Consider the following 15,232-nt stretch of genomic DNA (forward strand, 5'->3'; position numbering starts at 1 on the left):
CTCAATACTAATGCTAATACAAAAAAACGTTTATCTTTAACAGAAATAGCCACTAGAGCTAATGTAAACAATACATTAAAAATCGTTCCAGAATAGAGGCTGATAGGGATAGTCACTATACCCGCGCCTATTAATTGAAAAAGATACCTTTTGAAATTTCTTGTCTGTTCAGTAGCTTGAATTGTTGTGTAAAGAAAGCAAGGAAATGCTATTCTTCCTATAATCCGCAACCAGATAAGATGAGGAAACAAGTAATAACCTACGTGATCAATCGTCATTGTAATAATTCCAATCCATTTAATGGCATTGATTTTATCGTAATGCTCTATTTGCATCTCACCCCTCCAATTACTGTATTTTCGCTGTTTTAAGCATTTTACCATTAACAAAAACGAACCTAAAGTAAAAGATTACTTTTTGATTTCCAGCCTACATTCTGTGCAGTAAAATTACAAATTAAGTCATATTTTACACTGAACACCTTAGTTTGTATTCTTTTAGTAATGAAACTCTTCAATTAATACAGAATCAATAAGAAACCATGACGAATGGTCTAAAGTACTTTCCTTTTTTTTTTACCGTGGTAGGATAGCATTTGTTGAAGGAAAGACACCTTCATTTTATAGAGCTTAAAGCTCATATTTAACATTGTCGCTCAGAAACCACAGTCAACTTCTCTTACCTTAACTTGTAGGCGGAACACTATTCTAGACATACTAAAAGGAGATCAAAAAAAATGAAAAACTTTAAATCAAAATTCTTTATCGCAAGTGCAACTTTAGCTTTAACAGGGGTTATGGCTTTTTCAAATCCAGCAGAAGCTTCAGCTGCTGAATATACTACAAGTACTTGGGAAGCTCGTACTGTAAACGAAATTAAGCAAGACATTACAAATACTGAAGATGGCAGCACAGAATATACGATTCAATGGGGCGATACATTATCATCTGTAGCTTTAGCAACTGACTTATCTATTGATGCTTTAGTAGATGTAAATGATATCAATAACGCCAATACTATTTATAGTGGCAATACCATTTCTTTATCTGCTGACCACTCAACTGTGACTATCGAAACAACTGAAGATACTAAAAGTTATGATGTTAGTAAACCTGAAGAAGTAGTAGAAGTTGAACCTGCTGTTGAAGAAGTTCCAGCTGAAGAACCTGCTGTTGTTGAAGAACAACCTGTTGTTACTGAACCTACAGCTACTGAAACACCGCAAGCTGAAACACCAGCTGCACAATCTGGTAAAACTGTTACTGTTGAAGCAACAGCTTACTCAACAAATCAACCAGAATTAAGTGATACTACGGCAACTGGAATCAATTTGAATGAAAATCCAAATGTTATTGCTGTTGATCCAAGCGTTATTCCTTTAGGTTCAACTGTTTATGTTCCAGGATACGGTACTTTTATTGCTGGAGACACTGGTAGTGCTATTAACGGCAACCGTATTGATGTACACATCACTGATTTAAACCAAGCTATGAATTTTGGTAGACAAACAATGGACGTTCAAATTTTAAATTAATACATTTGAATTTCAACCTAACTTATTCATTTCCCCCGATTCGAATAGTTAATAAAAACCACTTAAGAGATTATAATCTCTTAAGTGGTTTTTTTAGTTCGTCTTGGGTAACTTGAATCGGTATGTGAGAAGCCTTTTTGAAATCAAATAATCCTAAGTCCGTTAGTTTTAATTTTGGAATGACTGGAAGCGTCAAAAATGATAAGGTCAAAAATGGATTGAAACTTACCGCTTCTCCAATTGTTTTGACGGCTTCATTTAATTCTTTTAAGGTTTGATTTGCTTCCATATATCCAACCTCCGTCATCAATCCGCCTACTGGCAACGCTAATGAAGCTAAGACTTGTTTTCCATTGACAACCGCTAATCCACCATTCGTTTTGATTACTTGTTTAACAGCTGTTAATATCTCTTGATCTGAGGTGCCTACTGCCACTATATTATGTGAATCATGAGCCACAGTTGTAGCAATTGCTCCCTTTTTCAAACGAAAACCTTTTACAATCCCTAATCCAATATGATCCATACCTTTGTGTCGTTCGATAACGACCATTTTTAACTGATCATTTTGAGTGGAAGGTACAAAAACCCCTTCTTCAACGGTTACGTTTTCTGTTAAATGATCCGTAACTAAGCTATTCGGAATGATTCCGATAACGTTACATAAAGAATTAGTTAAAGCGATTGCTAGTGCTTCTGTTGTTAGTTCTTGGGTAGTTATTTTTGCTAATTCAGTACCTTTAAGATTTTTACTCACGTTTGTTTCAAATAATGACTGATTTAATTTTCCTTTATCTGAAATGCATACACCTTTTTTATACACTTGATGAATAGCAACCGTTGCTAAATCATCTAGAATCAAAAAATCAGCTTGGAAACCTGGAGCAATTGCCCCTAGGTGTTTAAGACCAAAACATTCAGCTGGATTTAAAGTTCCCATTTGTATAGCTGTTATAGGGTATAATCCTTTTTTAATGGCTGACCTTACAATATGATCGATACTGCCTTCTCTCACTAAGTCATCAATTAATTTATCATCTGTTACGAATAAACACCTTCTAGCATTTTTTTCCGTTACAGCTGGCAATAAGGCCGTTAAATCTTTAGCCACTGTACCTTCTCGAATCATCAAGTACATACCCAAATCTAAACGGTCTTTTGCTTCTTTGGCGCTGATGCTTTCATGGTCTGTTCGAATACCTGCTGCTAAATAAATATTTAACTCTTCTCTTGTCAAACCAGCAGCATGTCCATCAATTAACCCATTTGCTGCTTGAACCATTGCAAGTTTTTCCAGCATCGTGCTTTCACCATTTTTAACAGCCATAAAATCCATCACTTCTGCTAAACCCAACACTTCAGGTTCAGATAAGAACGGTTTAAGGTGCTCAGCATTTAATACTGCGCCATTATTTTCAAATGCTGTTGCAGGAACACAAGATGACAACATAACATAAATATCCATTGGCATTTTTTTTGCTTCATCCAACATAAATTGAAGGCCATCCACTCCAGCTACATTAGCAATTTCATGTGGATCTGTGATAACACTAGTCACACCATGTTGCAATACGACTTTTGAAAATTCCTTTGGTGTTAACAGCGAACTTTCAATGTGGACATGTCCGTCAATAAAACCAGGCACAATAATTTTATTTTGAGCATCAATAATTTTAACTCCGTCATATGAGCCAATCCCGACAATCTGACCTTCTGTGATTGCGATGTCTCCACTCATTAATTCTCCCGTAAAGACATTTACGATTGTTCCATTTTTAACGACTACATCTGCTAGTATTTTTTTGGCTGCTACATTGATTCTTTTTTCCAATGCTGAAATGTTCAAATCCATCAAATGCCTCCCGATTCTCCTATTTATTTTTATCTTCCACAATACACTACATTAGTTTAAAAACAACTTATATTTACTTTATTTGCAAGTTTTCCTAATTAAATTATGTTAAAATGTACGATAAGGATAGGAAATGTGAGGAATATATATGAGCAAGTTTAACGAAATTTTTTTAGATCTTGAAGCAGCTATTTTAAATCAACGGTTTATTTCTGGAGATCTTTTACCAAGCGAAAATGAATTGGTAAAAACATACAATGTTTCCCGTGAAACAATCCGAAAAGCTTTGAACTTACTTTTAGAAAAAGGCTACATTCAAAAGATGCAAGGTAAAGGTTCTGTTGTTTTAGATATCAAGCGCTTTGATTTTCCGGTTTCAGGATTGACAAGTTATAAAGAGCTCCAAGATGCACAGAATATGAATAGCCAAACCATCGTTGTACACAATGGTTTACAGCCTACAACAGAAGATTTAGCTAATCATTTAAAACTCGCTGTTGGTACCTCTGTTTTATATCTTGAACGATTGCGAAAAGTACATGGAGAAGTGGTCATCATTGATAAAGATTATTTATTAACTTCTATTGTTCCAAGTATTTCAAATGAAGCAGCTGAAGATTCTTTGTACCATTATATTGAACAAACTTTAGGGTTGTCTATCGGTTATGCTCAAAAAGAAATAACGGTAGATCCTATTACTGAAGAAGATAAGCGTTTGATGGATCTGCAAGAAGATACCCATGTTGTAGTCGTAAGAAGCGATGTTTACTTAGAGGATACAACGCTCTTTCAGCACACCGAATCTCGTCATCGTCTCGATCGTTTTCGCTTTGTTGACTTTGCCAGACGTCGAAATTCATTATAAACAAAAAAGAAGCTGATGAAAATCAGCTTCTTTTTTGTTTATTCTGCTTTCAATTGAAAAGCAATCGTTTCATAAGGTCCTAATTCTAAACTAGCTGTTAATGCTCTTTCTTTTCCATTACCAATAAGATAATGACTTGGTCTAGTTAAAAATTCTTCCGGAATTTCAATAGTTACAGACTCTGCATAGAAGTGATTGAGAACGAGTAATTGTTCTCCTTGATACTCTCTTACATAAGTGTATACACTTGGATGTTCCATCATGATTCCACGGTAATTCCCTTCAGAAATAATCGGCATATCTTTTCTTAATTGAATCAATTTTTTATAGAAGTTAAAGATTGTTCCTTCTTTTCTTTCTTTCGCTACATTAATTTCATGATAATTTTCAGCTAACTTAATCCATGGTGTGCCCGTAGAAAAACCCGCATTTTTTTCGTTTGTCCATTGCATTGGTGTTCGACTGGTATCACGCGATTTGCTTTTAATGATTTCCATAATTTCTTCATATGGCAAATCTTTTTCTTGTAACTCTTTGTAAGCATTATGCGTTTCTATATCGACATAATCTGTTATTTCTTGGAAATCTGGATTTGTCATTCCAATTTCTTCTCCTTGAAAAACATATGGCGTCCCACGCAACAAATGAATTGTCTGAGCCAACAGCTTAGCAGATGCTTCAAAGTGATTTACTGGGTCTCCAAAGCGGCTAATTGCACGAGGCTGATCATGGTTGTTCAAGAACAACGCATTCCAGCCATCCTCTCTAGACATCCCTTCTTGCCAGTCATTGAGTAATTCTTTTAACTCCATGAAATCAAAGGGTGTTTTACTCCATTTTTCACCATTTAAATAATCCACTTTCAAGTGATGGAAACTAAACACCATTGAGAGTTCTTCTTTTTCAGGATTAGAATAAGCAATTCCATTTTCAATCGTCGTTGAAGACATCTCTCCAACTGTCATGATATTTGGGTATCTTCCAAATGATTTTTGATTCATTTCATGAATAAATTCATGTGCGATTGGGCGATCCGTATATAAAGACTTTCCAACACCATCTTCTGCATCTACCAGCACTTCATCTTTTCCAATAACATTGATTACATCAAAGCGGAATCCTTTTACGCCTTTTTCTAACCAAAAATTGACTACATTAAAAAGCTCTTCTCTTACTTCTGGATTGCGCCAATCTAAATCAGCTTGCGTCAAATCATACAAATGCAAATATTCTTTTCCAGTATCTCCAAAAGGCGCCCAAGCTGGTCCTCCAAATTTTGAGACCCAGTTGGTTGGGTGACTTCCATCAGCATTTGGTTCTCTTAAAATATAATAATCTTGGTATTTCTTTTCACCTTTAAGCGCTCGTTGGAACCATTCGTGTTCAATAGAGGTATGATTCAAAACCATATCCAACATAATTTCTAATTTATACTCTTTGGTTACAGTGATGAGTTCCTCAAAATCTTCCATCGTTCCAAATAATGGATCGATTTCGACATAATTAGCGATATCATAACCATTATCTTTTTGCGGAGAAATGAAGAAAGGATTGATCCACAACACATCGACACCTAATTCTGCTAGATAAGGAACTTTTTCAATGATTCCTTTTAAATCCCCTACTCCATCTCCATTAGAATCCTTAAAAGACTTTGGGTAAATTTGATACACGACTTTCTCATGAAAGGTACTCATTTTATTCCTACTTTCTAAAATATTATTTTCCTAATTCTGTATCAGAAACAACTACTTGATCTGATTTGTTCAATATATTGTATTTACGGAATACAACTGTTAATACAAATGGCACGACTATTGCAATCACCATACAAATAATGAAGATACCCCAGTATTGATTTTGAATAGATAAAATACCTGGTAGTCCACCAACACCGATTGAATTTGCAGTAACATTGAAAATAGTCGCAATCAAACCAGCAAGACCTGAACCAATCATAGCTGCTACAAATGGGTAAATGTATTTGATATTAATCCCGAACATCGCCGGTTCTGTTACCCCTAGATAACAAGAAATGGCTGCTGGAATAGAAACTTGTTCTTCTTTTTCATTTCCACGGTGTAAGAAAATAATCGCTAGTACCGCTGAACCTTGAGCAATATTTGATAAAGCAATCATTGGCCACAGGTTAGTTCCACCAAAATCTGCAATCAATTGTAAATCAATAGCATTCGTCATATGGTGTAATCCCGTAATAACTAATGGTGCATATAAGAAGCCGAATAATGCCCCAAATAACCAGCTAAATGAACTTCCTAGTCCTGCATAAACAACGCTTGAAATCCAGTTACCGATAGTCCAACCAATTGGTCCCAAAACAGTATGAGCAAGTAAAACAGTTGGAACTAGAGCAAAGAATGGCACGAAAATCATTGAAATCGCTTGTGGAATAACTTTACGTAACCATAATTCTAAATAAGCTAGTAAAAATCCAGCTAACATAGCCGGAATAACTTGTGCTTGGTACCCAATCATATCAATTGTAAAGTAACCAAAATCCCAAACAGGAACTTCTGCTGCTGCCGTTCCGGCAACTGCATATGCATTCAATAATTGTGGTGAAACTAATGTAATCCCTAAAACAATTCCTAAAATTTGAGTCGTTCCCATTTTCTTAGCAACGCTCCACGTGATTCCTACTGGTAGGAAGTGGAAAATAGCTTCACCAATTAACCATAAGAAACTATTCACGCCACTCCAAAATTGAGAGACTTCTACGATGGTTTGTCCATCAAGCCATCCCATTGGAACAGCTTCTAAAATATTACGGAACCCTAAAATAAGCCCCCCTACTACGATTGCTGGAATAATGGGTGTAAAGATTTCTGCTAAAACAGACATCGCGCGTTGAACTGGATTTTGATTTTGCTTACTTGCAGCTTTAACATCATCCTTTGATACGCCTTCTTTACCGGAAATTTTTGAGAATTCATTATAAAAGGTGGCAACATCGTTACCAATAATAACTTGATACTGTCCGGCTTGAGTAAATGTACCTTTAACCGCTGGAATGTCTTCTATTTTTTTGCTGTCTGCTTTTGCAGGATCGTTTAACACGAAACGCATACGAGTGGCACAGTGACTGACTGCAGAGATATTATCAGATCCTCCGATATCTTCCAAAAGCTGTTTTGCATCTTGCTTGTAATCTGTCATTTTCTTTCCTCCTAAAAATAATTTTATAATTGCAACTTGTATATACAAGTACAATGTAACCTTTTTCTTTTATAAATGCAAGCGTTTTATCTTTGTTTTTTTTTCGTTGACCCTTATAAAGATTAATCACCCTAAAAAAAAGCTGCGATAAGAATAGTGACATTCTTATCGCAGCTTTTAATTTAGGCTCTATACTTTTTAGTGTGGATGGATGAGTTTAGTTTATGCTTAACACTTCTGGAGGAATAGGATTGCTTGTAGCCCTGTAAAGTATTCAATGCGAATGACATCGCTTTAACGCTTAAGCGGTGTTTGAGGCTTGAAAGATCTTAAGACTTTAGGCTTAAGATCTTTCAAGCCAATCCGTCTATTCCGAAAGAATTTTTAGAACCAGCCACACTATTTGACGAAGAGCCTTAATTTACGGGGTATATTATTCCTATTATTTAACAATACTATAATAAACTTTTGACGTTACTTGGTAAATGATGCCATAAATCAGACTATAGCCAACAATTACCCCTGCAAAACACCAAAAGACTAATGATGTATCTACTACATTAAAAAGAAGTAACAGTTTTTGAATAATTGGAAAGGCAAAGGCAACATGAATTACCGCAACCACTAAAGGCAATAGGAACATCCAAATAATTTGCAAACGTGTCGTTTTACGAATGGTTTGCTTATCTAATCCCACTTTTTGCATGATTTGGAATTTTTCTCGGTCGTCATAGCCTTCTGAAACTTGTTTAAAGTAGGTGATTAAAGCTGCTCCAAAGACAAACAGTAATCCAAGGAAGATACCTAAGAATAAAAACCCACCGTTCATATTATATAATTCATCACTGTAGAGTTCTTTTGAATCATAATATGATCCGTCTTTACTATTTAATATCTCATCTAATTTCTTAGAATAGTTTTTTTTCTGTTCTTGTGTTCCAGTTGTATTCCATGAAATCATAGCTTCCATAGTAAAAGGATACTCATTTTCTGATACCTGATCTTCATAGTCCATAATAGACTGAAGTTCTTCCATTGATTCAACTACAAGAATTGTAGGCGAACTCACTTCTTGGGCTCCTTTTGTTTTGATAGGACTTTTTGTTATCGTTTTGGTCTGATAAGTGGTCTCTCCTATGAGCAATGTAGTAAAGTCCTTGTCCCCTTCTAAGTTGTAAACGAGCATTTCATCAGATGCTAAATCAATCGATTGATTCGTCATTTTTTCATAATCTTCTTGTGCGATTATAATAGCATAAATAGTACTTTTTGCAGAATAATCAACTTGATCACCAACAACTAGTTCATTCGCTTTTACTTGTGTTGGTAAGGTGTAAGAAGTATAACTTTCTGTACCCGTTACTTCTAATCCTAATTTTTCGGTTTCTTTTTGAATCTCTTGCAACTTTTCTTCTTTATTGACATCTGAAAAATAAGTGATCTTATTTTCAAAAGGGTAAAGGTTAGTTAGAGTTCCTTCTATTCCAATAAAGACCGCTAATGTAGTTGAGACTACCACAATGACCATCGTTGCTAGAATCGTAATATTAGCCAATCCAGCAGCATTTTGTTTCATCCGATAAAGCATACCTGAGATTGAAATAAAAGGACTTGGACGATAGTATAGTTTTTTATTTTTCTTCAGTGCTTTCAGGACAAATATTGATCCTGAAATAAATAAGAAATAGGTACCTGCAATAACCAAAAGGACTGCAAGTAAAAAATAAATCATTGCATCCACTGGATCCTTAATTGTTAAAGAGAGATAATAACCTGATCCAATTAATATTAGAGAAAGGATAAAGAGAAAAATAGAGCTTTTTGGTTCACGTTCTCCTGTTTGTTTTCCTTTGATCAATTGAATCGGATTAGAAAAGGTCACTTGAGTGATATTATAAATCAACGTCACCAAAAAGATGAGAACAAATAATCCAATCGTGATTGCTACAGCACTCAATGTAAAAGGAAAAGACATTTTCACTCCGAATTTTAAAACATAATTTAAAACCAGAAAAACAAGTTCTCCAAGTAGATGTCCAACAATCAAACCTAGAAAGATACTCAAAGAGCTTGTAACCATTGATTCAATCGTCAGTATTCTAGAAACATGATTTTTCTTCATTCCTAGTATTGCATACAACCCAATCTCTTTTTTCCGCCGTTTAATCAGAAAACTATTGGTATATAAAATAAATAGAAAAGAAAATACTCCAATCACTACTGCTCCAACAGCAAACATAGGTGGCAAAGACGCATTTCTTGTCTGAACAAACTTATTACCCATTAAAGCAACCATCATATAAAACATTGCTACTGTAGCAATAGAAGCAAAAATATAAGGGAGATAGATTTGCTTATTGGATTTAATATTTCGAAGAGCTAACTTTGAAAAAAAACTTCTATTCATGTTGCTCACCTCTATTAGCTAATACGATTAATGCTTGAGAAATTTTATCCATAAATTGATCTGGTGTTTGTTCGCCACGGTAAATTTCGTTGTACACTTCACCATCTTGAATAAATAAAACACGATTAGAATAAGCGGCAGCTCTTGTACTATGAGTGACCATAATAATCGTTTGACCAGCGTTATTGATGGTTTCGAAAGTTTCTAATAAACTTTGGCTAGATTTTGAATCTAACGCTCCAGTTGGTTCATCAGCTAGAAGCAATTTCGGGTTAGTAATCAACGCACGAGCGACAGCTGCGCGTTGTTTTTGTCCTCCAGAAACTTCGTAAGGAAAATGATTGATTATTCCATCGATTTTCATTTTTTTGACAATTGGCATCAACCGATGTTCCATTTCAGTGACAGGTGTATTGGATAGTACTAGCGGCAGTAAAATATTGTCTTTGATTGAAAAGTTGTCCAATAAGTTGAAGTCTTGAAAGACAAAGCCTAAATAATCTCTACGGAAATTTGAAATATCACTGTCTTTAATTCCGGTTAGATCTTTTCCTTCTAGCAGAACCTCGCCATCAGTAGCAGTATCAAGGGTTGCTAAAATATTCAATAAACTTGTTTTACCTGAACCTGACTCTCCCATAATGGAGATAAATTCACCTTTTTCTACTGAAAAATTTACGTCTTTCAAAGCTTGAACTTCTTGTGCTGAAAACTTTCCTGTATAGGTCTTTTTTAAATGGCTCACTTCTAATAATGTCATAATTATTTCCTCCAGTTCATTTCTTTATTTCTATTACTAGTTTAATAAAAATGAACAATCATTGCTTTTATCTCTTCTTACAGATAGCGATTAAACCTTACACTTTTGTAAGATTCCATATTAATAGTCTTTTGCAAGTGGAGTTCGTGCTAAATCGATTATTACTTTAGTGCCTTTTCCTACTGTTGACTCGATTGCTATCTCATGACCTAGGCGTTTAGTAATTTTCTGACTAAGAAATAAGCCTAACCCTGTTGATTTTTCGTGTATTCTTCCATTAAAGCCAGAATACCCACGTTCAAAAATACGTGGCAAATCTTCAGCTCGAATCCCGATACCGGTATCTTCAATAATGAGTTGATTTTCCTTAAATGGACTCATATAAATACGAATCTTGCCGCCTTCAGGAGTGTATTTTAGACTATTAGACAGAATTTGTTCAACTAATACTTTTAACCATTTTTCATCAGATAAAACCTTTTGGCTGGTTCCTTGGTAATCTAACTGGATTCGATTATAAATAAATAAAATTGAAAACTTCTTAACTGTTTCTTTGATCACTCGATCAAGCGAAATTTGCACAAAGTCCAAATCAGAGCCATTTTGCTCTATTTTTAAATAATTCAATGCCATATGAGTATAATTTTCAATCTGTAATAATTCTTGTTCCATTTGATGGCTAAATTTTGCTTGAGTATCCCGTTGCATTAACAGACTAATAGCTGAAATGGGTGTCTTGATTTGATGCAGCCACAAGGTGAAATAGTCAATCTGAGACATATTGCGTTTCAAGTTATTTTTTTTCATTTGATACATTTCTTCCATTAAATTTTCAATTTTAAGTTGAAAAAAAGCTTCACTTGGATCACGGTTAGCAGACAGTTGTTGCAGTACAGTGATTGGATCTTTATCTAACCGCTCCAACAATCGAAACCGTTTATAATACTGTGAAAATTTAAATAAACAGAAACAACCACCTATAAAGAAAGAAAGTTCAATACTAAAGATTAAAAAGTAACTGGGCAATTGCCCTAATACATAAATAAAACTAAATATGCCTAAATTAAAAACATAAGCTAAAAAGAAAGAACGATTCGTTTTTATAAAGGCTTTAATAATATCTGTCACTTTATTCGTTGACTTCACTAGTATCATCATCCTTTTTCAGACCATATCCATACCCTTTTTTAGTGACAATAAATGAGGTTAAGCCCAATTCTGTTAGTTTTTTTCGTAAACGGTTAATATTGACTGCTAATGTATTATCATCAATAAACGAATCATTTTCCCATAACTTCATCATAATCGCCTCTCGTGAAACAAAAGCTCCTTTTTGTGTAAATAAAACTTCTAAAATTTTCATTTCATTTTTGGTCAATTCAACTTCTTGATCCAAATAATGAATCTTTAATTCACTCGTTTTTAAATAGACATTTTGATAACTTAAGTAAGCATCATTGCCTGTAAAATCATATGTTCTACGCAGTAGTGCTTGTATTTTAGCTAACGCTACTGTTAAATCAAATGGTTTACTAATAAAATCATCCGCTCCCATTTGAATAGCCATAACGATGTCCATTCGTTCATTTTGCGAGGAAATAAAGATAATGGGAACTTGCGAAATCTTACGAAGTTCTGTACACCAATAATAGCCATTAAAATAAGGTAGCTTGATATCCATCAATACTAATTGAGGCATCTCACGATTAAACGTATCTAAAACATGATTAAAGTCTGTTACATAAAATGCTTTGTACTGCCATTTTTCCATTTCTTCTTGCAAGCTTGAAGCAATAACCAAATCATCTTCAACAATCATAATCTTCACCAATCTACTCACCTACATATCCTTATTTGTTTATTACTTTACTATACAGGATTTTTTTCTTCTAGCCTACTGGACTTATGTCTTAGTAGATTAATTTTAAACACTAAAAAAAGGCCTCAGATTGAGTTTATCAATCTGGGGCCTTTCAAATTAGTTACCGTTAAAACGGACAACTGAATAAATTATTTTTTCACTTTAATTCTACCACTAAGTAACGGTGTGGTTCATTGCCTTCAGAATGCGTCATAACCGCATCATCTTTACTCAAGTAAAAATGGATTTGTTTTCTTTCAGAAGCAGGCATCGGTTCTAAGAATACGGGTTGCTTTGTGCGTCGGACTTTTAATGCCGTACGCTCAGCTAGTTCTCTCAAAGCATTTTCTCTACGTTCACGATAGTCTCCAACATTCACGATAGCAGTATATTTTGTTTTAGCATGGCGATGTAGTAAAACTTGAGCTAATGATTGTAAAGCGTTAATTACTTTCCCATGCTTCCCAATAACTAAACCTGCTTTATCTGTTTCAACATGAAAAACAATCTGGTTTTTAGTTTCTTCTAGTGTCACAGTACTAGAAATACCCATTTTTTGGATAATATCTTGAAGATAATCTGCCACCATTTTAACAGCTTCTTCATCATTTCGTTTTGTATCAGCAACCTTAGAAAGATCCTCCTCTTCTGAAAGAGTTGATTCTGTCAAAATTGGAGCTTGTTCTTTTACAAATTTGCTTGAATCGGGTGCTGGTTTAACAGTTTCTTCTTTAGTTGAAGGTTCTTTGAAAAATGCTTTACCATTATTATCAGCTGCTAGTTTCGTAACTGTTACAATCGCATCTTTTTTCCCAATTTTAAAAATACCTTTTCTACCTTGATCGACTATTTCAATAGAAGCCTCTTTTTTAGTAATTCCCAGTTCTTTCAATGCCTTTTGGATGGCTTCATCTACCGTTTCTGCTTGAGCTGTATACTTATTCATCTGCCTACCTCCATTCTACCCATTTTAACTATTGAATTTTATTTTCTTTTTTTCTTTGGTTTCAATGCTTTTTCAAGAGCACGTTTGCGATCTCGTTCAGCTTGTATTTTTTCTTCACGTTCTTTTATTATTTTGAAAGGATTATTCAACAACATTGTTTGTCCAACTGAAAATGCATTCCCTACGACCCAGTATAATGACAAGGCGCTTGGTAATGTGATCCCCATGAATAAGATTAATGCTGGCATCATGTACATCATAGTTGTCGTCGTTGGATTTGACTCTGCTTGACTCATGGTAGATAACTTAGTAGTTGCATACGTTAATATAGCAGCTATTACTGGTAATATAAATAACGGATCTGGGGCTCCTAGATTCATCCATAAAAAATTCCCCGTTTTCAAAACTTCTGTCCGGCTAATCGCTTGATACATCGCAATTAAAACTGGCATTTGAATGAGTAATGGCAAACAACCTGCGACAGGATTAACGCCTGCTTCTGAATACAATTTAGATGTTTCTTCTTTTAACTTATTTTGTGTATCCGTATCTTTAGAGGCATATTTTGTTTGCAATTCTTTTAATTGCGGTTGCAACTCAGCCATTTTTCTAGTGCTCTTCGTTTGGCCATGCATGACAGGTAATAGAATTAAGCGAATAATTAAAGTAAAGATAATTATCCCAACTCCATAACTTCCACCAAATAAATTAGATAACCATACAATTATACGTGAGAAATTAAAAATAATATACTTGTCCCAAATACCTGTGCTTTGATCTGTGATCGGCGAAGTTCCACAACCTACTAATACAATTGCTAATAACACTGTGCCTAACAAAAGAAGTAATCGCTTACGTTTATTCACATTCTGTCCTCCACTCTAATAAGTAACTCTATCTTAATAACTTTGCAAGCTTTAACACATGCGTTAAACTTTTCTTTGTTTCTTTCATTGTCATATCCGCAATTGGTTTGCGAGCAATCACAATAAAATCTTTTTCTGCTTTTAGTTGCGGTTTTAGTTCTGTTAAACTTTGTCGAATTCTTCTTTTAACATTATTCCGCATGACAGCATTGCCTATTTTTTTACCAACAGATATTCCTACACGAAAATGCAGTTGGTCATTTTTGTCTAACACATAAATGACAAATTGACGATTTGCTGTTGATTTGCCATGATGAAATACTTTTTGAAACTCAGCTTCTTTTTTGACACGATAGGTTTTTCTCATTAAAATAACCTCTCATCTCTTTTTAAATTAGTAAAAAACTACTTAGTTTTAATCGGATAAGGAACAAATTACTCAGTAATCGAGTAAAAAAACTAACGACTACTGAGTAATTTATATTCAAATCCTAAAAAAAAAGACCACTGAGACGTTCAGTGATCTATGCAGACAATACTTTTCTTCCTTTACGGCGTCTACTTTGTAATACATTACGTCCATTTTTAGTACTCATGCGTTTACGGAAACCATGTACTTTTTGACGTTTACGTTTTTTTGGTTGGTAAGTTCTTTTCATACGTGATACACCTCCTGTAAAAACTATCTCTCATTATTATTTTTTAATTATCCAAGACAGTCTAGATTATTATAACGAAGAAAAAATAGTCTTGTCAAGCATATTTCCCCTATTTTCATTCATTCACCTATGTATGATAGCATATTTAAGCTTAATAAGAAACTATCTTTTGTACTTTTTTTTCTGAAAGCACTATTTTCAGCACTTTTATTAAGACTTACTAAGATTATTTCCTTATTTTTCATTCAAAATAAAGATATCCACAAGTGTATAAACTTATCCACAAGCCTATGGACGACTTTTTT

The 15,232-nt window shown here is 34.3% G+C and carries 14 protein-coding genes; 2 read left to right on the forward strand and 12 right to left on the reverse strand.

What is annotated here, in order from left to right:
• A partial coding sequence (locus CAT7_RS10735) for a TraX family protein (protein WP_007725493.1) occupies positions 1 to 335 on the reverse strand: 335 nt, incomplete at its 3' end.
• A 401-nt stretch (positions 336 to 736) separates the two neighbouring features.
• On the opposite strand from CAT7_RS10735, the gene CAT7_RS10740 reads away from it, so the two are divergent.
• Positions 737 to 1,534, forward strand: coding sequence for a 3D domain-containing protein (locus CAT7_RS10740; RefSeq protein ID WP_007725494.1), 798 nt, complete (start codon positions 737 to 739; stop codon positions 1,532 to 1,534).
• 70 nt (positions 1,535 to 1,604) lie between these two features.
• Here CAT7_RS10740 and ade read toward each other — a convergent pair whose 3' ends face one another.
• Positions 1,605 to 3,386: an adenine deaminase gene (gene ade, locus CAT7_RS10745; protein ID WP_007725495.1), complete on the reverse strand. Its 1,782-nt coding sequence runs from the start codon at positions 3,384 to 3,386 to the stop codon at positions 1,605 to 1,607.
• Between the two features lie 148 nt (positions 3,387 to 3,534).
• Here ade and treR point away from each other — a divergent pair, with 148 nt between their 5' ends.
• Positions 3,535 to 4,251 carry a trehalose operon repressor gene (treR, locus tag CAT7_RS10750; protein ID WP_007725496.1) on the forward strand — a complete coding sequence of 239 codons (717 nt, stop codon included), beginning with the start codon at positions 3,535 to 3,537 and terminating at the stop codon, positions 4,249 to 4,251.
• A gap of 38 nt (positions 4,252 to 4,289) precedes the next feature.
• Here treR and treC read toward each other — a convergent pair whose 3' ends face one another.
• The 10 genes from treC to rpmH form a co-directional block, all read right to left on the reverse strand.
• On the reverse strand, positions 4,290 to 5,948 hold the full coding sequence (gene treC, locus CAT7_RS10755; RefSeq protein ID WP_007725497.1) for an alpha,alpha-phosphotrehalase: 1,659 nt from the start codon (positions 5,946 to 5,948) through the stop codon (positions 4,290 to 4,292).
• Between the two features lie 22 nt (positions 5,949 to 5,970).
• A complete protein-coding gene (gene treP, locus CAT7_RS10760) occupies positions 5,971 to 7,428 on the reverse strand; it encodes a PTS system trehalose-specific EIIBC component (RefSeq protein WP_007725499.1) in 1,458 nt (485 codons plus the stop codon).
• A gap of 442 nt (positions 7,429 to 7,870) precedes the next feature.
• The gene (locus CAT7_RS10765; protein WP_007725501.1) at positions 7,871 to 9,835 is read right to left on the reverse strand and encodes an ABC transporter permease; all 1,965 of its coding nucleotides are present in this window, start codon (positions 9,833 to 9,835) and stop codon (positions 7,871 to 7,873) included.
• Positions 9,828 to 10,595 (reverse strand): ABC transporter ATP-binding protein, encoded by a 768-nt coding sequence (locus tag CAT7_RS10770; protein WP_007725509.1) that lies wholly within the window; start codon positions 10,593 to 10,595, stop codon positions 9,828 to 9,830. Before CAT7_RS10770 ends, CAT7_RS10765 begins: the two co-directional genes overlap by 8 nt.
• A gap of 120 nt (positions 10,596 to 10,715) precedes the next feature.
• The gene (locus CAT7_RS10775) at positions 10,716 to 11,741 is read right to left on the reverse strand and encodes a sensor histidine kinase (RefSeq protein WP_007725511.1); all 1,026 of its coding nucleotides are present in this window, start codon (positions 11,739 to 11,741) and stop codon (positions 10,716 to 10,718) included.
• Positions 11,725 to 12,414, reverse strand: a complete 690-nt coding sequence (locus CAT7_RS10780) for a response regulator (protein WP_424654491.1) — start codon at positions 12,412 to 12,414, stop codon at positions 11,725 to 11,727. The genes CAT7_RS10775 and CAT7_RS10780 overlap by 17 nt, the downstream gene beginning before the upstream one ends.
• Before the next feature lie 199 nt (positions 12,415 to 12,613).
• The gene (gene jag, locus CAT7_RS10785) at positions 12,614 to 13,402 is read right to left on the reverse strand and encodes an RNA-binding cell elongation regulator Jag/EloR (RefSeq protein ID WP_007725514.1); all 789 of its coding nucleotides are present in this window, start codon (positions 13,400 to 13,402) and stop codon (positions 12,614 to 12,616) included.
• Positions 13,403 to 13,440: 38 nt separating this feature from the next.
• Complete coding sequence (yidC, locus tag CAT7_RS10790; protein ID WP_007725516.1) at positions 13,441 to 14,268, reverse strand: membrane protein insertase YidC; 828 nt, start codon at positions 14,266 to 14,268, stop codon at positions 13,441 to 13,443.
• 28 nt (positions 14,269 to 14,296) lie between these two features.
• Positions 14,297 to 14,635, reverse strand: a complete 339-nt coding sequence (gene rnpA / locus CAT7_RS10795; protein ID WP_007725517.1) for a ribonuclease P protein component — start codon at positions 14,633 to 14,635, stop codon at positions 14,297 to 14,299.
• Positions 14,636 to 14,792: 157 nt separating this feature from the next.
• Positions 14,793 to 14,927 carry a 50S ribosomal protein L34 gene (gene rpmH, locus CAT7_RS10800; protein ID WP_007725519.1) on the reverse strand — a complete coding sequence of 45 codons (135 nt, stop codon included), beginning with the start codon at positions 14,925 to 14,927 and terminating at the stop codon, positions 14,793 to 14,795.
• Positions 14,928 to 15,232: the final 305 nt, after the last annotated feature.

The organism is Carnobacterium sp. AT7, assembly GCF_000171855.1.
Lineage (GTDB): Bacteria > Bacillota > Bacilli > Lactobacillales > Carnobacteriaceae > Carnobacterium_B > Carnobacterium_B jeotgali.